Source organism: Ensifer oleiphilus, assembly GCF_013371465.1.
In the GTDB taxonomy this organism is placed as follows: domain Bacteria; phylum Pseudomonadota; class Alphaproteobacteria; order Rhizobiales; family Rhizobiaceae; genus Ensifer; species Ensifer oleiphilus.
The window spans coordinates 399,061-417,733 of sequence record NZ_JABWDU010000003.1 but is presented as its reverse complement, the minus strand read 5'-3'; the positions used below and the strand labels follow the sequence as shown (position 1 = coordinate 417,733).

Sequence of the window (18,673 nt, the reverse complement as noted above, 5' to 3'; positions counted from 1 at the left end):
CCGGTCATATACCGGCCGTGCCATTTTTGACCGCCCTAATCGTGCACAGCAATTTCGCGAGCGCCAATTTTTTCCCTTTACAACGAAGTTAAACGTTTTTATCGTCCATATAAACGTTTAACACGAACGTTCGGCGGCCTGGCAATGAGCCGGCTGCCGCACTGTTCGCCATCAGGGGAGGGCCCGTTGGCAGCTATCCGTATTGAAAATCTGCGCAAAGGCTTTGGTTCGCTCGAAGTCTTGAAGGGCATAAATCTCGATATCGCCGATGGCGAGTTCGTCTGCTTTCTCGGGCCGTCCGGTTGCGGCAAGAGCACGCTGCTGCGCTCTATCGCCGGCCTCGAAGAGCTCGATTCCGGTTCGATCCACCTTGGCGATCGCGATATCACCGATCTGCGCTCGGCCAAGCGCGATATCGCCATGGTCTTCCAGAATTACGCGCTCTATCCCCATATGAACGTACGCAAGAACCTGTCCTTCGGCCTGGCGCTAAACGGTATGAAGCGCGACGAAATCGATCGCCGCGTCGATAATGCCGCCGATATCCTGCGCATTTCCGAACTTCTGCACCGCAAGCCGCGCCAACTCTCCGGCGGCCAGCGCCAGCGCGTCGCTATCGGCCGCGCGATCGTTCGCGAGCCGAAACTGTTCCTGCTCGACGAACCGCTGTCGAACCTCGATGCCGGCCTGCGCGTGACCATGCGCGTTGAGCTTGCCGCCCTCCACGAGCGCCTTGGCGTCACGATGATCTACGTCACCCACGATCAGGTGGAAGCGATGACGCTGTCGGATCGTGTCGTCGTCCTGGACAAGGGTAAGGTCAGCCAGTTTGGTACGCCGCTCGAACTCTTCTACCAGCCAGCGAACCTCTTCGTTGCCGGCTTTATCGGCTCGCCGCGGATGAATTTCGTCACTGCCAATCTCGTGCGCCAGGACCGTTCCGAACTGACGCTTTCGGGCGGCGGTCTGGTGCGAGAGCTTTCGCTCGAAACGCTGTCGTCGACCGTCGTTGCCAAGGAAAAGCCGGTGACGATCGGCATCCGTCCCGACAAGCTCGAACTGGTTTCGCCTGAGGAAGCGCATCTGGTCGGCGATGTTCGCCTAGTCGAGCGTCTCGGCACGGAGAGCCACGTGCATATCGCCCTTGAGAACGGCTCGGACATGACCGCGGTCGTGCGCGGCACGCATCCTGTGTCGAACCGCGAGCGCATCCATCTGCGCATCCCTGCCGAGCATTGCCACCTGTTCGATGCCGACGGCAAGGCGATTGCGCGCGCACTCGATCCCGAGACGCAGATGCTGATCAATCAGGAAAAAAGCAAAAGGGTCGCGTGACCCGAATGAGGAGGAGAAGCATGCAGAACAAGACGAAGTCGCTCATCGGCTCGCTCATGGTATTGGCGATGGCCGGCGTTGCCACGGCCCGCGCGGAGGAGACCTTGCGCTTTGCCACCTGGGACACGGACGAGAGCCTGGCGATCCAGCAGGCAATCGCCAAGAAGTTCGAGGAAAAGCACCCGGGCGTGAAGGTTCAGGTCGAACCCTATGCCGACGGTTACGATCAGAAGCTGATCGCCGCCTTCGGTGCGGGTAGCCCGCCCGACGTCATGTATATGTGGAATTTCCCGCAGTACTACACCTCGCTGATGCCGCTCGACGATCTGATCGCGCGCGACGCCGCAGACGTGAAGCCGGACGATTTCCCCAAGGGCCTGATGAACACGACGCGTGTTGACGGCAAGACCTACGGCATGCCCTCGGGCTTCACCACGCAGGTGGTCTTCTACAACAAGGACATGTTCGCCAAAGCCGGCGTCGAGGAGCCGAAGGACGGCTGGACCTGGGACGACCTGCGCGCCAAGGCCGCCAAGTTCCGTGACGAGCCGAACAAGGTCTATGGCTTTGCCGTCGACGCCAAGCCGGATCCATACGATTTCGAGCAGTTCCTCTGGTCGAACGGCACCAAGTACATTTCCGACGATGGCAAGCAGATCGACGGCTACATGAACAGCGATGCGGCCGCGCAGGTGCTCGACATGTTCGGCGACATGGCCAAGAAGCAGGAAGCGATCACGCTCAACCTCGGCGACGACACCTCGGGCAGCACGCTGTTCAAGGGCGGCAAGATCGCCATGTTCCAGAGCGCCATGTGGTCGAAGTCCGGTATCGACTCGTCGGGCATCAAGTACGGCGTGGCGCCGCTGCCAAAGTTCGGCGACAAGACCGCCCATTCCGCACTCGGCGTTTCGGCGATCTCGATCGCCAAGGATGCGGCGCATGCCGACCTCGCCTGGGAGTTCGTCAAGTTCTTCTCGTCGCCTGAGGCCGTTGCCATGCGTGTCAACGACCTGCCGGTTCGCACCAGCGTCGCCGAAGAAAAAGGGATGACGACGGACCCGATCTACAAGCCGTTCTTCGACATTCTTGGCACCTCCAACACCGAAACCCACGCGTTCCTGAAGAACGTCAACTGGGGCAAGGTGCAGGACAATCTTGCGCGCGCCATCGAAGCAACCATGATCGACCAAGGCAACGCCAAGCAGCATCTCGATGATGCCGTCAGCCGTTCCAAGCGGTTGATCAAGTAAGCAAAGGGAGTACGGGGAGATGGATATGACCTATGCCGGGGCAGAGCCCAAGATGGCAAGGCGCAAGCGCTCCGCCATCGCGCGCCATGCCGCGCCCTATCTGTTCATCTCCCCGTGGATCCTCGGGTTCCTGTTCTTCACGCTCGGGCCGCTCGTGTTCTCGCTGACGATGAGCTTCTACGACTGGCCTGTTGTCGGCGAGCGGACCTTCGTCGGTCTCGACAACTACCGTACAATGATATCGGACGATCCCCAGTTCTGGGAAAGTCTCTGGATCACGGTGAAGTTTGCGGCGATCTACGTGCCGTTCAACATCGTCATGTCGTTCCTGCTGGCGATGATGTTGCACAACATCACCTTTGCCAGCGGATTCTTCCGCACCGCATTCTACCTGCCGAGCGTCATATCCGGCGTCGCCCTGGTGACGATCTGGAGCTGGATCTACAGCAAGGAATACGGCCTCCTGAACTTCATGCTGTCGCTCGTCGGCATCGACGGCCCGAACTGGCTCGGCGATCCGAATCTGGCGATCGTCGCGATCATCATCGCCAGCCTCTGGGGTCTCGGCGGCACCATGCTGATCCTTCTGACCGGGCTCAAAGCCATCCCGAAGGAGCTCTATGAGGCAGCGACCGTGTCGGGCGTTCCCGGCTGGGCGCAGATGCTGTTCATCACCCTGCCGATGCTCGGGCCGATGCTGCTCTTTACCTTCATCACCTCGATCATTTCGGCCTTCCAGCAGCTGACCATCGCCCTGCTTCTGACCAAGGGCGGCCCGCTCGGCTCCACCTATTTCTTTGCCATGTACATCTACGACAACGCCTTCAAATATTTCGACATGGGTTATGCCGCTGCCGGCTCCTGGGTGATGTTCATCATCGTCCTGGCGCTGAGCCTCGGCGTCATGCGCTGGTCGGCTGCCTGGGTCTACTACGAAGGCGAAGTTCGCCAGAACGATGGAGACGGCCATGCGTAAGACGCTGCTCTATTCCGCGCTGATCCTGCTTTCGGCGCTGTTCATCGCGCCGTTCTACTGGACCTTCATGACGGCGATCAAAAGCACCGCCGATCTCTACCAGTTCCCACCGGTGTTCTGGCCGTCGGAATGGCATTGGGAGAATTTTGCCGCCGCCTGGAACAAGCAGCCCTTCGGCACCTATCTGACCAACTCTCTCATCGTCGTGGTGTTTTCGACGATCGGGCAGCTGATCTCGAGCTCGCTTGTTGCCTATGGCTTTGCCCGCTTCCGCTTTCCCGGCCGCGATCCGCTGTTCATCGTGCTGCTCGCCACCATGATGATCCCGTGGGACGTGAAGATGATTCCGCTCTACATGGAATTCAACATGCTCGGCTGGATCAACACGCTGAAGCCGCTGATCGTGCCGGCCTATTTCGCCGATGCCTTCTTCGTCTTCCTGCTTCGCCAGTACATCATGACCGTACCGATGGAGATCGACGAGGCGGCACGCATGGACGGCGCCAACGCCTTCGACATCTACTGGCGCATCCACCTGCCGCTGATGATGCCGGCGCTGGTGCTGGTCGGCACCTTCCACTTCATGAACGCCTGGAACGACTATCTCGGGCCGCTGATCTTCCTGAACGATCAGTCGAAGTACACGCTGACGCTCGGGCTTTCGATGTTCAAGGGTCTGCATGAAGTCGACGTCACCTCGATCGCCGCGATCACGGTGATCCTCTGCCTGCCGCCGCTCGCCCTCTTCTTCGTCGCCCAGCGCTACATCATGGATGGCGCGGTCGGTTCTTCGGTGAAGGGATAGGCGATGCTGTTCGATATCGAGCATATCCCCTTCAGTCGAAGGGGCCGGTTTCTGACGCTGTCGATGATGAAGGTGCCGGGTGGCGACGGCGCCCGCGCGCTCTACCTGCGCTTCGTCGCCGGCGGCGACGAACGGCCTTCGCTTGGACGTCTGTGCCGCATCGAGTTCCTCGATGCCGCAGGCAATCCGGCGCAGGCGACCTTCGAGTTGTCGCCGGAGCGGCTGGTTGCCAACGTCGGCACTGGGTCGCTGACCTTCGTCATCGGTGAGGGCGAGCGGCTGCATGTCAGCGGCGAGAACGCCGGCGTGCGCTTCCATCTCGAAGGGTCGCGCTACGACTATGTCTATCGCACGCCCACAGGCGATGACTGCCTCGTGGCCGCTGTCGAAAACGTCAAGTTCATTCCGCGCGCCGTGTCGGGCTCGCTCGCCGTGTCGGGCGCCTGGCAGCGCGACCATTCGACCGACGTTTCCTTCGCCTTATCGGGCGAGGGCCCGTTCGAGGGCAATGTTGATTTCTTCCGTACCGTGCCGCCGACAGCGCCGATTGAGAGCTTTGCCGATGCGCTTTCCGGCTCCACGATCGATTTCCAGCAGTGGCACGCCAACGTGCCGGCGGGCGCATATGGTCAGGACGAGGCGCACCGGTTGGCAAGCTACCTGCTGTGGGCCAATGGTGTTCCGGTTGGCGGTCAGCTGACGCGGCCGGCGATCTACATGTCCAAGAACCACATGATCAACATCTGGAGCTGGGACAACGCGTTTTCGGCGCTGGGCGTAGCGGCGGTCGATCCGGATCTCGCCTTCGACCAGTTGGCAGTGATCTTCGATCATCAGGACGCTTCCGGCCTGCTGCCAGACTACATCAACGACCGTGACGTGCTCTTCGCCTTTACCAAGCCGCCGGTGCATGGCTGGGCGGTGTCGCTGATCGCGGCAAGGCATCCGGATTTCCTGACCACCGAGCGCCGGGAATACCTGCGCAGTGCTATCGCCAAGCAGGTCGACTACTGGCTGACCTATGCCCGCCCCGACGCAACGTCGTTGCCAAGCTATTTCCACGGCAACGACAGCGGTTGGGACAATGCGACCTTCTTTGCTGAAGGCGGTCCGGTGATCTCGCCGGATCTGCCGGTGTTCCTCATTCTTGCCTGCGAGACGCTTGCGACCTTGCTGGAGAGCGATCCGGTCCGTGCTGCCGAATGGAGCGTCAAGGCGGACGCCTTGCAGGCGCTGCTGTTCGAACGGCTCTGGACCGGCGAAACCTTTGGCGCACGGCTTGCGGGCGCGCCGGACCCAATCCTGCCGGGCGAAAACCTGATCCAGTTCATGCCGCTGTTGCTGGGCGCGCGCCTGCCGACACAAATGCGCGAAAAACTGGTCGCGCGTCTGGCTTCCGGCGGTTTCATCACCGCGTGGGGGCCGGCGACAGAAAGCCCTGAAAGTCCGTTCTACGAGGATGACGGCTACTGGCGCGGCCCGATCTGGGCGCCAACCACGCTGCTTCTCTGGGACGGTCTTCGCCGACAAGGGGAGATTGAGCTGACGCGCGAAATCGCGGAAAAGTTCTGTTCACTGGCCAGCAAAAGCGGTATGGCCGAAAACTTCGATGCGCGGTCGGGGAGGGGCCTTCGCGATCGGGCATTCGCCTGGACATCCGCAGTATATCTCCTGCTGGCGGCATCGCTCAGCGACGACAACCCGTGACGAGCCGAGACGCCATGCAGAGACCGACGATCAAGACCATTGCGCAGGAAACGGGGCTGTCGATTGCCACGGTGTCCAAGGCCCTGAAGCATTCGCCTCAGGTGCGCCCGGAAACACGCGCGATCGTGATCGAGGCGGCAGAGCGGGTCGGCTACGAACTGAACATGCATGGCGTGCAGCTGCGCACCGGCAAGACCTATCAGGTCGCTGCGATCATGACGGCGCCGGGGCCGAAGCAGAACGAGTGGGAAGGCGTGGAATACGCCCAACTCTTGAGCGGCATCTCCTGGGCGCTGGAAGACAGCCCCTACCGGGTCTCGCTCTATGCCGTCCGGAATTTCGACGAAAGCCAGGCGATCATCAAGCAGATCGTGTCGCTGAAGAAGGCCGACGGCATCATCATCTCGGGCACACGCGCCGACGATCCGCGCATCCGCACGATGCAGGCAGCCGACTTCCCCTTCGTCACCTACGGCACCAGCGTTCACAACGCGCCGCATGCCTATGTTGATGCCGACAACGAGCAGATGATCCGCGTTTCGATGGCGCGGCTGGTCGAGCGTGGCCACCGCCGCATCGCGCTCCTTAACCCGTTGTCGGATTTGAGCTACGGCATCACCCGGTTCGAGAGCTACCGCCGCGCGCTCGAGACCGCCGGCCTGCCCTTCGATCCGGCGCTCGTCGCGCATGGGCGGCTGACGCCGGCCTTCGGACGTGAAAACGTGCTGACGATGTCGGATCTTTCCAACCCACCGACCGCCTATATCTGCGCCAACGAGGCCTCCGCGCTCGGCGCCTTCTCCGGCTTCCACGAACGCGGCCTCGTGCATGGCCGCGACGCCGTCATCAATGCCACTGACGATCTCAATGTCAGCCAGTATTTTGCGCCGCCGATCACCACCTATTACCTGCCGATCAGCGAGCCGAGCAGCCTGCTCGGCGCCTACATTCTTCGCCGGATGGAAGGCGAGCCGCCGGAGGCGTTGCAGACGCTGTTGATGCCGAAGCTGATCGAGCGCTGCGACGACCGCCTGACCGCAATCCGCTGAACACGAACGACGACCCGAAAACCACACGACTGCGCCTGATGATATAAACGTTTATATCTCCACGAGCGCTCGCATCGAAGACGAAGCGCCGGGTAAGACCGGCCGAGAGCATGACGAAGGACCCGATCTTGCATATGCCCCTGACGCGACCGAACCGTTTCAACGCCGACAAGCAGGAGACCGACATGCTCGAACTCGGCGTCTGCTACTATCCGGAGCAGTGGCCGCGCGAGAAATGGGAAGACGACGCCCGCCGCATGGTTGAGCTCGGGCTTGCCTGGGTGCGCATCGGCGAGTTCGCCTGGGCGAAGATCGAGCCGCGGTCGGGCGAGTTCCATTGGGAATGGCTTGATGATGCGATCGACGTGCTCGGCCGTGCCGGCCTGAAGGTCATCCTGGGCACGCCGACCGCCGCACCGCCGAAGTGGCTGATCGATCGTCATCCCGACATCCTGCCGGTCGACGTCAATGGCGTGGTGCGCAAGTTCGGCGCCCGTCGCCACTATTGCTTCTCCAGCCGCACCTACCGTGTCGAGGCCGCCCGCATTACCGAGGCCATGGCCGAACGCTACGGCAGACACGTCTTCGTTCATGCGTGGCAGACGGACAACGAATATGGCGATCACGACACGATCTACAGCTATTCCGCGGAGGCCGAGCGGGCGTTTCGCCTGTGGCTCGCCGAGCGCTACGGCACAACCGACGAGCTGAACCGCGCCTGGGGTACGGCCTTCTGGGCGATGAATTACAACAGCTTTGACGAGGTCGAACTGCCAAACAATCTCGTCGAGGAGCCGAGCCCGACGCATATCGTCGACTTCATCCGCTTCTCGTCCGACCAGGTGAAGAGCTTCAACAAGGCGCAGGTCGACATCATCCGCAGTCACGCGCCCGGCCGCCCGGTCACGCACAATTTCATGTCGCACAACACCGACTTCGACCACTACAAGGTCGGAGAAGACATCGATATCGCCTCCTGGGACGTCTATCCGATGGGCGGGCTGTTGAACGGCCGCCTCTCAACGGAGGACAAGGGGCGCTACCTGCGCGTCGGCGATCCGGACCAGCCGGCCTTCAACCACGATCTCTACCGCTCCGTCGGCCGCGGCCGCGTCTGGGTGATGGAGCAGCAACCCGGGCCGGTCAACTGGGCGGCGCACAATCAGTCGCCGGCCGATGGCATGGTGCGGCTCTGGACCTGGCTTGCCTATGCGCATGGCGTCGACATGGTCTCCTATTTCCGCTGGCGGCAGGTGCCGTTTGCACAGGAACAGTTCCATGCCGGCCTCCTGCTTCCCAACAGCGAGCCCGACCAGGGCTATCTCGAAGTGGCGCAGGTTGCGGAGGAGATGAAGCGGCTGCCGAAGGGCGAGGCGCGGGGCAAGGCCAAGGTCGCGATCCTGCTCGACTACAACTCGCGTTGGGCGACGCGCGCCCTGCCGCAGGGTCGGACCTATTCGGCCGCGGCGACGGCGCTCGACTGGTACTCGACCGTCTCGCGCCTCGGCGTCGATGTCGATTTCATCGGCCAACATTCCGACCTCGACGGCTACCAGCTGGTGCTGGCGCCAGACCTTGTCATCGCCAATCAGGCCTTTGTCGAGAAGCTGGCGAAGTCCGAGGCCAAGGTGTTGTTCGGACCGCGCAGCGGCAGCAAGACTGAGGACATGCACATTCCCGAAGGCTTGCCGCCAGGCCCGCTTGCAGCCCTCATCGACGTCAGTGTCGCGCGGGTCGAATCCCTGCCGGAGTTCCACGGTGAGACCGTGCTCTACGGCAACGAGACCTACCCGTCCGGCATCTGGCGGGAGACGGTGCGCACGAGCGAAACGGTTCTGGCGACCTTCGAAGGCGAATACCGTAATGGCGCCCCGGCGCTGGTCGGCAACGACAAGGCGCGTTACATGGCGGCGGCTGCCCAGGGCGATCTCTTGAAGAAGGTGATCAATGATGCGCTCGGCTGGGCTTCGGTCGAAGCGCTCGCCGATCTCGGCGACCTGCGCATCACCCGCCGCGGCAAGCTCAACTTCGCCTTCAACTACGGCAAGGAGGCGGCCGAAGTGCCGGCCGGTACTGGCGCGATCTTCCATGTCGGGGCACGCAAGCTCGGCCCCGTCGACGTTGCAATCTGGACGGAATGAGAATTGGACCATGGGCGGATCAATCCGCCCATGGTCATTCCATGACTATTTCACTGGTTCGGAGGCAAGAATGCCTTCAAGGCGATCGTAGCCGATCGCAATGCCGCTCTCCATCGGTGACTTGAGAACCGCATCGCGCGCTTCCGTGGAGGAGTAGACGACGGATGTCGTCACCGTGGTGCGCCCACCATCCTCGACGAAGAGGGTCGTCACCTCGGCCTGGCCACCGGTCCAGTCCTCGTCGAAGAGTTCGTCATGGACGATCCGGTCCGGCGCATCGATCTCGCGGTAGGTGCCGCCCATGCCCATCTCCGTGCCTTCCGTGTTCTTCCAGACGTAGCGAAACGTTCCACCGGGTTTCAGATCGATTTCGCAGACGGGTAGCGACCAGCCGTCCGGGCCGGTCAGCCAGCGCTTGACGAGCGCCGGTTTGGTGAAGGCGTCGAAAACCAGCCGGCGCGGTGCGTCAAACGTGCGGATAATGCGAATTTCGCGGTCGCCGTGGGCTGTGACGACCAGTTTGTTGGACGTTGCACGCATGTCAGTCCTCCTTCGTCGTGAAATCGGTGGGGTTCATTGCCGATGCTTGTGAGGCGGCATCGGCCTTCATTTCCTCAAGCAGTGTGTCGAGACGGGCAAAGTTCGCTTGCCAAAGCTTGCGATACTCCGCCAGCCAGTCGGTTACCTCGGTCAGTGGAACGATCTCGATGCGACAGGGACGGCGCTGCGCATCGCGGCTGCGCGAGACCAATCCGGCGCGCTCCAGCACCTTCAGGTGCTTCGACACCGCCGGCTGGCTCATGGCGAAGGGTTCGGCAAGTTCGAGAACCGAAGCCTCGCCCAGCGCCAGACGGGAAAGGATGGCTCGTCGTGTCGGATCGGCAAGAGCGGCAAAGGTGGCGTCGAGGCGTTCGGATGGGGTCATTTATATAACCAATAAGTTTTAGAACTGAATGGTTATGTTGTCTTTCGCGACGGAAGTCAAGACTGCAAGCGAGCGGCAAGATCGCCGCATGTTCTGCTGGCGTCGCTGTCGGAGTGCATATGCATCATCCTGCAAGTTGTGGAGGGGGCGTGTTACAGTCCCGCTCGTTGCTGCCGGCGGGCTATGGCTGGACTGATGCCGGTAGGATTCGGCCCGGATTTCGGGTGTGCCGGCAGTGGACAGGAGTACCGGAAATGAAAATCATTCGAATTGCCAAAACCGCAGCCGTCGCTGCAATCGCCTTGTTCTCAACGCTCGTCGCCTTCGGCAACATCACCGACTACGCAACGAACTTCGCCTTCGTTCAGCATGTGATGATGATGGATACGATCTTTCCCGACGCGACGATCAAATATCGCGCCATCACCAGTCCGGTGCTGCACAACGTGTTCTATATCGCGATCATCGCGGCTGAGACTCTGACGGCGCTACTTTGCTGGCTGGGCGCCTACCGGCTGGCCACCAACCTCAATGGTGGCGCGCGCGAGTTCAACCGGGCGAAGACCGTGGCGATATCAGGCCTCACGCTCGGCTTCCTCGTCTGGCAGGTCGGCTTCATGTCGGTCGGCGGTGAATGGTTCGGCATGTGGATGTCGAAGCAATGGAACGGCGTTCCCGATGCCTTCCGCTTTTTCATTACCATTCTGCTGGTGTTGATCTTCCTGGCGCAGCGCGACGAAGAGACCGTGTGAGTTAAAGAGGGGAGCCGTCATTGGACGGCTCCCGAATTGCGCTCGGTCTGGCTGTATTGCTATCGCGAGACCGAAAACACACTTTTGCCCGTCAATCTTCAGACCCGCTCGAGTGCTACCGCGATGCCCTGGCCGACGCCGATGCACATGGTCGAAAGGCTGTAACGTCCACCCGTCTCGGCCAGTTCCAGCGCCGCCGTCCCGGTGATGCGGGCACCGGACATGCCGAGCGGGTGACCGAGCGCAATGGCGCCGCCGTTGCGGTTGACGCGACCGTCGTCGTCGGCAATGCCGAGATCGCGCAGCGTCGCCAGCCCTTGCGAGGCAAAGGCCTCGTTGAGTTCGATGACATCGAACTGTTCCTGCGTCAGACCCAGGCGCGCCATCAATTTCTTCGAGGCCGGAGCCGGGCCGAAGCCCATTATGCGCGGTGCGACGCCGGCGGTTGCGCCCCCGAGGATACGGGCAATCGGCGTAAGACCGTGTCTCTTGGCCGCCGCCTCCGAAGCGATGATCAGTGCCACAGCACCGTCGTTGACGCCGGAGGCGTTGCCGGCGGTAACCGTACCACCCTCTTTCCTGAAGGGCGTGCCGAGCTTGGCAAGTGCCTCCATCGTCGTCGCACGCGGATGTTCGTCCTTCTCGACTATCGTCGGCTCGCCCTTGCGCTGCGGGATGGTGACGGCAACGATCTCCCTTGCCAGTCGACCGCTCGCTTGCGCGGCCGCCGCTTTTGCCTGGCTGCGCACGGCAAAGGCGTCCTGATCTTCACGGCTCACATTGAAGTCTTCGGCAACGTTTTCGCCGGTCTCTGGCATGGAATCGACGCCATATTGTTTCTTCATCAGCGGGTTGACGAAGCGCCAGCCGATCGTGGTGTCGTAGATCTCCGCAGAGCGGGAAAAAGCGCTCTCCGCCTTCGGCATGACGAAGGGTGCCCGCGACATGCTCTCGACACCGCCTGATATCATCAGCTCGGCTTCACCCGCCTTGATGGCGCGCGCTGCCGCGATGACGGCGTCCATGCCCGAACCGCAGAGACGGTTGATGGTGGTGCCCGTCACGCTTGCCGGCAGCCCGGCCAGAAGCAGCGACATGCGCGCGACGTTGCGGTTGTCTTCGCCGGCCTGGTTGGCGCAACCGAAAATGACGTCATCGACCGCTTCCCAGTCGACAGAAGGGTTGCGTTCGATCAGGGCCTTCAGCGGTATGGCCCCAAGGTCGTCTGCCCTGACCGACGAGAGCGCGCCGCCGAAGCGACCGATCGGTGTGCGGATGTAATCGCAGATATAGGCGTCAGCCATCATGCGGCCTCCCTGTCGCCCTGATGGGCCTTCTTGGTGCGCGCATTGATGTCGCGAAGCGTCGTCAGCTCGATTTCGGTCGGCACCGGGGTCGCGATCACCTGGTCGGCAAACTTGATCGGCCAGCCGCAATTGTCGACAATCTGCTCGCGCGTGACGCCGTCATGGATCGACACGACCGTCAGTTCCTTGCTGACGGCATCGGGCTCCAGAATGCAGAGATCGGTAATGACGCGGGTCGGTCCCTTGGTCTTCATGCCGAGCCGCTCGCGATGATCGCCACCTTCTCCATGGCCCATCGAGGTGATGAAGGGCAGCTTTTCAACGAAACCGCGCTTGGAGAGTGCCATGGTGATGAAGATACGACCACAATTCGACGCGATCTCCGGCGCGCCACCGCCGCCCGGCAGGCGAACCTTCGGGTGGTCGTAGGACCCGACGACCGTGGTGTTGAGATTGGCGAACTTGTCGATCTGCGCGCCGCCGAGAAACCCGGTGGTGATGCGGCCGCCCTGGAGCCAGTAGCGAAACATTTCCGGCACCGAGACTGTGAAAAGGGCCGTATCGCAAAGCTCGCCGTCGCCGATCGACAGCGGCAGCACGTCCGGCCTGGTGCCGACGGTTCCGCTCTCATAGATCAGGGTGATGTCGGGCGCGTGGGTCAGCCGCGCCACGTTGCAGGCGGCCGATGGCGCGCCGATGCCGACAAAGCAGACGTCGTCGTTGGAGAGTTCGCGCGATGCGGCGATGGTCATCATTTCGGTGGGGGTGAAATCCGTCATCATCGCCTCCTCAAGCGGCCTTTGCCGGCGCCTTGCCGGCGTGTCGTGCAAAGTCTTCAGGCCGTGCGTCCAGCACGTTCTCCTTGATCCAGGCCGTAAAACTCTCGCGGTCGCGGGCGATGTCGTCCCAGCCGATGTAGAAGGCGTTCGAGCGCGGATAATAGCCGTGGGCATAGGAGGGGAAGGCGCCGCCCGGCACATGGCTGATGGCGGTCACCGCCCAGGTAGGCAGCACAACGGAGTTCGGCGATGGTGGCGCAAGCTCGTCGACGATTTCCTCGACAGTGACGATCGAACGCCTGGCTGCTAGCACCGCCTCCTTCTGCACGCCGACGATGCCCTCGATCAGCACATTGCCCTTCCGATCGGCGCGCTGGGCATGGATGATGGTGACGTCGGGCCGGATTGCCGGAACAGCAGCAAGCACTTCCGAGGTAAACGGGCAGGTGACAGATTTGATGTTCGGGTTCACCTTGGGGAGGTCGGCGCCGATATATCCGCGCAGCATCGCAAACGGCAGGTTGGCCGCACCTGCCTCATAGGCATTGGCCATCGCCGCATGGGAATGTTCTTCGATTTCGAGCGGCCGCGGCCATTGGTTTTCAACCGCATCGCGGAAGCGGTGCAGGGAGCCGACGCCGGGATTGCCGCCCCAGGAGAATTTCATGCCACGGGCCGCACCAACGCCGATCAGCTGGTCATAGAGGATGTCCGGCGTCATACGCACGAGGAACAGGTCCTTGCGCCCCTGGCGGATCACCTCGTGCCCGGCGGCATAGGGGATCAGATGGGTAAAGCCTTCCATGGCGACGGTGTCGCCATCCCTGACATTCTCGCCGATTGCCTCGGCGAGCGAAACGATCTTCGCCATGTTTCCTCTCTTCTGATCTGAGCGTTGCCACCTGTCGGCGGGCGCGCGTTTTGTGCAGCCGGTTGGTGAAGTGCTGGTGGGGTTACTGTCCCGGCAACATCATCTCGGCGTCGGCAAGCATGGGCCTTTTCTTGCCCGTAGTGGCCTGAAATAGGCTCTCAAAAACCGAGGACGTCAAATATTTTGTGCGATAGTTGACATTTGTTCGCATATCGCACAGAATGAATGGCAATGAGTTGAGGATGGACGATGAGAGAAACCGATTTCGTCAGTGGTTTTGCCCGCGGCCTGACCGTCATCGAGGCTTTTGGCGAAACCCAGCAGAAGTTGACGATCACCGAGGCCGCCAAGATCACCGGCCTCGACCGGGCGACCGTCCGCCGCTCGTTGCTGACGCTCTCGGAACTCGGCTATGCCGACTATGATGGAAAGTTCTTTTCGCTGACGCCCAAGGTGCTGCGGCTGGGCCACGCCTATCTCTCCGCAACGCCTCTGCCGGCAATCGTCCAGCCCTACCTTGACCAGCTTTCGGAGCGGGCCGGACAGAGCGCCTCCGCCTCCGTGCTCGACGGAACGGAGATCGTCTACATCGCGCGCGCGTCGCAGAAACGGGTGATGTCGATCAGCCTGATGCCGGGTTCACGCCTGCCCGCCTATTGCGCTTCCATGGGGCGCGTGTGGCTCGCGGCACTGCCGGAGGCGCAGGCGAGGGACGTGCTCGCCCGTTCCGACCTCAAGGCCAATACGCCTCACACAAGAACCGACCCGGAAGAGCTGATGGCCGAGATCGGCCGCGTGCGCCAACAGGGTTATGCGATCATCGACCAGGAGCTGGAGATTGGCCTATGCTCCATCGCCGTTCCGCTTCGAAACGATCGCGACCGGATCGTCGCCGCACTCAACATCGGTGCGCCGGCGGCCCATGTGCCGGCTGCCGAGATGGTCGAGCGCTATCTGCCGCTGCTGAAAGAGACGCAGGCCGCGCTCCGCGTTGTGCTGCCCTGACGGTGATACCTGCGCCTGGCGCCTGACGGAAACCGCGACGGGTCTTCTAAAGCGCATCGCGATCTCTCAGATTCGCTTGGCGCGCTTTAGGTTCTTGTTTGCACGCATGTCGTTATCGCAAAACCGCTGCACACTTTTGCGCGACGTGCTTTAATCCGGCAGACCGGAGTAGGATGCGATGACCGAAGACGAACGCTCAACGGAAACAAAGCTGACCACGACGAAGCGACGCTGGGCGGCGGCGGGCAAATTTCTCACCGGGCATGTCGCCCGACCTGAGGATGAACGGTTGCCACCAGGCCAACACCTCGTCAAGGATTGGCCGGTGCTGGACCTTGGGCAGCAGCCTGCGATCGGCTTGGAGCGCTGGCGCCTTGATGTGACCGGCCTCGTCGAACAGCGCCTGTCGCTGGACTGGGCAGCGTTCAAGGCCTTGCCGCAGGGTGACAGCCTCTCCGACATTCACTGCGTCACGACCTGGTCGCGCTATGACAACCGCTGGCAAGGCGTGTTGACGCACGACCTGCTCGATCTGGTCATGCCGAAACCGGAAGCAACCCATGTCATGCTGACGAGTTACGATGGCTATATGACCAATCTTCCGCTTGCCGATTTCGCCTCGGAGCCCGCAATCCTCGCCACGGATTGGGAGGGGCAACCGATCAGCCGTACCCATGGTGGGCCGATGCGGCTCGTCGTGCCGCATCTCTATTTCTGGAAGAGCGCGAAGTGGTTGACGCGCATCGATTTTCGAGCGAGCGACGAAGCCGGCTTCTGGGAGCGTAACGGCTATCACATGCGTGGCGATCCCTGGCTCGAGGAGCGTTACTCCGCGGATTGACGATCGGACAGCGATCTGGGGTGAGCGAGGCAGTCGCCACGCTCCACTATCTGCCATGGCCGGCGGGCGAGGTGACCCTACTTCATCAGATCCATATGCTGGTCGGCCCGGGCCTTCAGCAAGGGGTCCAGGTCCGACTTGTAGGGCCCGTATTTCGTAAACATCTCGTGGGCCTCCTGTGGCGGAATGCCGGAGGCGCGAATGAAATCCTCCAGATCGTACCGGACTTCGCCATTCGCGACGCCTTCAGTAAACTGCATTCCCGTTTCGGACGTGGACATTTGAATCTCCTATCTTCTAAGCCTGCAAATACGGTGCTGGTTTCCCGAAGCTGCAGGCGTTGAGAGGTGGTTTCGCTTGTTCCCGAAAATGGCGCCAGATGCAGAACTCGGCGCGATCACTCTGAACGCATCATGGTGGTCTTCAGAACGCAGAGATATCTTCACGGTGCATATACATAGGCGTACGACGCGAATGGCGCCGAAGATTCTAAGGGTTCAGCAGGTTTGAGGGGCCAGACGGTCGCCGTTCCATGCGCAGGGCATGGGCCGCACCACTTGGTCACTCAACTCCGGCCGGCAAAAAGATACACCATCAGGCCGCCTGCCCAAACACAAGAGCGGCCTTGTTGCAAAAAGTGACCTGGCTTCGATGCAGAAGCACCGCCGAAGTGGAAGCGCACAAATTGCGGCGGTCAGGTTTCGGCAGACGACCCAGCAGCTTGAAAACGGACCTCGAACTCACGCCGCAAGCTTTTCCTGACCTCAGCTGCGCGCTGGCGCTGCTTTCGGACGGCGGTGACGGGATCGTAGGGCGGAACAGCAGTCGGACGCCCTTCGGCGTCAACGGCGACCATGGTGAAATAGCAGGAATTCGTGTGCCGACGCTCGCCGGTGCGGATGTTTTCGGCTTCGACGCGGATCCCGACTTCCATCGACGTCCGCCCGGCATGATTGATCGAGGCGCGAAAGGTCACGAGTTCGCCGACATGGATCGGTTGGCGAAAGACGACCTGGTCCACTGACAGGGTTACCGCATACTGCTGCGAATAGCGTGAGGCGCAGGAGAACGCGACGCGGTCGAGAAGATTGAGCAGGGCGCCACCATGGACCTTGCCGCTGAAATTGGCCATGTCGGGCGTCATCAGGACGACCATTTCTAGCTCGCTGGTATCATGTCCGGCTTCCACGGCAACTCCTCTGGATTGGTTGACAAAGCCCCCTTGGGCGACGTCTGCGTCGTCCTCCCGGAGACGTAGTCGTTATCATATGCACTGCGGCCCCCGGCTTGAAGTCCATTCCTCCAGCTTCGGTAGCCACGCCGAGATGTTTCGGCCTGCCTAGGTCCGCGCCCCGCCGAGCGCGGCGGGCAGAACCGCTCCGTGAGCGCCCGGCGGCTTCGGGGCAGGGATCTTGCAGCGATACCGCATCGTTCTGCGGGCGATCGACCCAGAAAAGGGTCTGCGGTTGCGGCGAAAGGTCTTGAATTCCTCTCGCCCGCAACCTTTACTGGCAACGCGGGCGGATGCTGGCGTTGAGGAACGCCGCTGTATGACGATGGAGGGGGCCATCGGAAGCGCGCTTGGACCATTGTTTATTTCATGATCGCTCCGGGCGGCGCCCCCCTCGGCGCTCACAGGGCGTTGATGCCGTTTTACCTACCCGTTTTTCCCGGGAGGACAGCTGCATATTGTGACAGCGCCTCCCTATCACTTTTTTTCCTTCTTCAATATTGATCGTCATGAATGAGCAATTTCACCCGTCCGACCTTTCCGACTCTGCCCCCCCATACGAACTGATCGCGATTGCCGAATGTCTTCATCCCACGATGAGGCAGCCATCGCACGACTGGGCCTATATGGCCGCCGCCCACCTCATCGGTTCGCCGGCCAACATTGCGATTGCGGCAATTCTGGAGGAAACCGGCAAGCTTGCCGGTGCCGACAGGGCGTGGATGTTCGAATACGACGACGATTTTCTGCACTTTCGAAATACCGAGGAGTGGGTGGGCAAGGACGTCTCGTCACATGTGAGTGATCTGCAGCAGACGCCGGTGACGATGATCGGCTGGCTGCATCAGTGGCTGGTCACCGGCAAAGCGGTGATGATCAACGATGTCGCCAATCTTCCGCGTCCTGCGCGCGCCCTGCAGGCGGAAATGCTGAGGCAAAACGACAAGAGCGTCCTTTGCGTCCCGATCTTTCACGACTGCATTCTGCGTGCCTGCATCGGCTTCGATGCGACCAGGACGAAACGCCGGTGGCCGGTGGACGAGATCCACCAACTCGCCCGCTGTGCGAGGTTGATCGGAATCGCCCGCTACGGGCGAGCGCCGGTGGATGGCCGACGGGACGTGGTTGCCGGAAGTGCGCTCAACGGCGCTGAACCCCTCGTGCATCTGCATATGCCGGGGCGCACGCGCGGCGTACCATTGGCGGCGATCGTCGGACTGCGTTCCGCGAAGGATTACACGCAGATCTGGTTGAGAGACGAAGCAGCCGTTCTCGATCTGCGGCCGCTCTCGTTCTGGATCGGCCTGCTGCCGAAACCGAACTTCCTGCGCATCCACCGGACCACGGTGATAAACATATCGCATGTAACCGAGTTGGATCGCCACGCAGGCCCGACCAAGCAAGCCTGGACAGTACGCCTGCGCAGATTCGATCAGCCCTGGGCGGTATCGCGGCCTTACAGGCAGGAATTGCGCAGCCGGCTCGGGATCTGAGATTTTCCACAGCCGGAATCCCCCTAGCTTTGTTGCTTCGTCGAACCTGTAGGTTGTTTCGTCGATATGGCATTGCTGCTTCAGGGTTGCCGTGCAAGCCAGCTTCCTGGGATATTTTGAGTTGTGGGCGGAGGGCAAGCCTTTGAAAAAGATCAATTGTATTACTAAGGGCTTGGCTACTGGGCTTAAGGGCGGTGAACGCA

General features: G+C 61.5%; 18 protein-coding genes. 11 read left to right on the top strand and 7 right to left on the bottom strand.

The annotated features are described in order from the left end of the window. The first annotated feature begins 186 nt into the window (after positions 1–186). From HT585_RS14630 to HT585_RS14600, 7 genes are all read left to right on the top strand, one after another. On the top strand, positions 187–1,335 hold the full coding sequence (locus HT585_RS14630) for an ABC transporter ATP-binding protein (protein ID WP_176353627.1): 1,149 nt from the start codon (positions 187–189) through the stop codon (positions 1,333–1,335). 20 nt (positions 1,336–1,355) lie between these two features. After that, the gene (locus HT585_RS14625; protein WP_176353626.1) at positions 1,356–2,588 is read left to right on the top strand and encodes an ABC transporter substrate-binding protein; all 1,233 of its coding nucleotides are present in this window, start codon (positions 1,356–1,358) and stop codon (positions 2,586–2,588) included. Positions 2,589–2,607: 19 nt separating this feature from the next. Then, a complete protein-coding gene (locus HT585_RS14620) occupies positions 2,608–3,564 on the top strand; it encodes a carbohydrate ABC transporter permease (protein WP_176353625.1) in 957 nt (318 codons plus the stop codon). After that, positions 3,557–4,369: a carbohydrate ABC transporter permease gene (locus HT585_RS14615; protein WP_077505268.1), complete on the top strand. Its 813-nt coding sequence runs from the start codon at positions 3,557–3,559 to the stop codon at positions 4,367–4,369. The genes HT585_RS14620 and HT585_RS14615 overlap by 8 nt, the downstream gene beginning before the upstream one ends. A 3-nt stretch (positions 4,370–4,372) precedes the next feature. Beyond that, a complete protein-coding gene (locus HT585_RS14610; protein ID WP_176353624.1) occupies positions 4,373–6,076 on the top strand; it encodes an amylo-alpha-1,6-glucosidase in 1,704 nt (567 codons plus the stop codon). Positions 6,077–6,090: 14 nt separating this feature from the next. Continuing rightward, entirely contained in the window at positions 6,091–7,125 is a 1,035-nt protein-coding gene (locus tag HT585_RS14605) for a LacI family DNA-binding transcriptional regulator (RefSeq protein ID WP_176353623.1), read from the top strand. 128 nt (positions 7,126–7,253) lie between these two features. Then, positions 7,254–9,266 carry a beta-galactosidase gene (locus HT585_RS14600; RefSeq protein WP_176354175.1) on the top strand — a complete coding sequence of 671 codons (2,013 nt, stop codon included), beginning with the start codon at positions 7,254–7,256 and terminating at the stop codon, positions 9,264–9,266. A gap of 45 nt (positions 9,267–9,311) precedes the next feature. Here HT585_RS14600 and HT585_RS14595 read toward each other — a convergent pair whose 3' ends face one another. Together HT585_RS14595 and HT585_RS14590 are read right to left on the bottom strand one after the other, a co-directional pair. Beyond that, entirely contained in the window at positions 9,312–9,806 is a 495-nt protein-coding gene (locus tag HT585_RS14595) for an SRPBCC family protein (protein ID WP_176353622.1), read from the bottom strand. Position 9,807: 1 nt separating this feature from the next. Beyond that, a complete protein-coding gene (locus tag HT585_RS14590; protein ID WP_176353621.1) occupies positions 9,808–10,191 on the bottom strand; it encodes an ArsR/SmtB family transcription factor in 384 nt (127 codons plus the stop codon). Positions 10,192–10,445: 254 nt separating this feature from the next. Between HT585_RS14590 and HT585_RS14585 the strand changes: the two genes are divergently transcribed. After that, positions 10,446–10,943: a DUF2165 family protein gene (locus tag HT585_RS14585; protein WP_176353620.1), complete on the top strand. Its 498-nt coding sequence runs from the start codon at positions 10,446–10,448 to the stop codon at positions 10,941–10,943. 98 nt (positions 10,944–11,041) lie between these two features. Here the strand turns inward: HT585_RS14585 and pcaF are convergent, their stop codons facing one another. The 3 genes from pcaF to HT585_RS14570 are packed head-to-tail and all read right to left on the bottom strand — an operon-like array spanning position 11,042 to position 13,900. Next, positions 11,042–12,247, bottom strand: coding sequence for a 3-oxoadipyl-CoA thiolase (gene pcaF / locus HT585_RS14580; RefSeq protein WP_176353619.1), 1,206 nt, complete (start codon positions 12,245–12,247; stop codon positions 11,042–11,044). Next, positions 12,247–13,029: a CoA-transferase subunit beta gene (locus HT585_RS14575; RefSeq protein ID WP_176353618.1), complete on the bottom strand. Its 783-nt coding sequence runs from the start codon at positions 13,027–13,029 to the stop codon at positions 12,247–12,249. The genes pcaF and HT585_RS14575 overlap by 1 nt, the downstream gene beginning before the upstream one ends. Positions 13,030–13,039: 10 nt before the next feature. Next, positions 13,040–13,900, bottom strand: coding sequence for a CoA transferase subunit A (locus tag HT585_RS14570; RefSeq protein WP_176353617.1), 861 nt, complete (start codon positions 13,898–13,900; stop codon positions 13,040–13,042). Between the two features lie 249 nt (positions 13,901–14,149). Here HT585_RS14570 and HT585_RS14565 point away from each other — a divergent pair, with 249 nt between their 5' ends. Together HT585_RS14565 and HT585_RS14560 are read left to right on the top strand one after the other, a co-directional pair. Then, the gene (locus HT585_RS14565) at positions 14,150–14,905 is read left to right on the top strand and encodes an IclR family transcriptional regulator (RefSeq protein ID WP_176353616.1); all 756 of its coding nucleotides are present in this window, start codon (positions 14,150–14,152) and stop codon (positions 14,903–14,905) included. A gap of 178 nt (positions 14,906–15,083) precedes the next feature. Then, positions 15,084–15,746 (top strand): sulfite oxidase-like oxidoreductase, encoded by a 663-nt coding sequence (locus tag HT585_RS14560; protein WP_176353615.1) that lies wholly within the window; start codon positions 15,084–15,086, stop codon positions 15,744–15,746. 77 nt (positions 15,747–15,823) lie between these two features. Here HT585_RS14560 and HT585_RS14555 read toward each other — a convergent pair whose 3' ends face one another. Together HT585_RS14555 and HT585_RS14550 are read right to left on the bottom strand one after the other, a co-directional pair. After that, entirely contained in the window at positions 15,824–16,027 is a 204-nt protein-coding gene (locus tag HT585_RS14555) for a hypothetical protein (protein WP_176353614.1), read from the bottom strand. Positions 16,028–16,440: 413 nt separating this feature from the next. Further along, on the bottom strand, positions 16,441–16,902 hold the full coding sequence (locus HT585_RS14550; protein WP_176354174.1) for an acyl-CoA thioesterase: 462 nt from the start codon (positions 16,900–16,902) through the stop codon (positions 16,441–16,443). 671 nt (positions 16,903–17,573) lie between these two features. On the opposite strand from HT585_RS14550, the gene HT585_RS14545 reads away from it, so the two are divergent. Beyond that, a complete protein-coding gene (locus HT585_RS14545) occupies positions 17,574–18,470 on the top strand; it encodes a LytTR family transcriptional regulator DNA-binding domain-containing protein (protein ID WP_176353613.1) in 897 nt (298 codons plus the stop codon). Positions 18,471–18,673 lie beyond the last annotated feature (203 nt).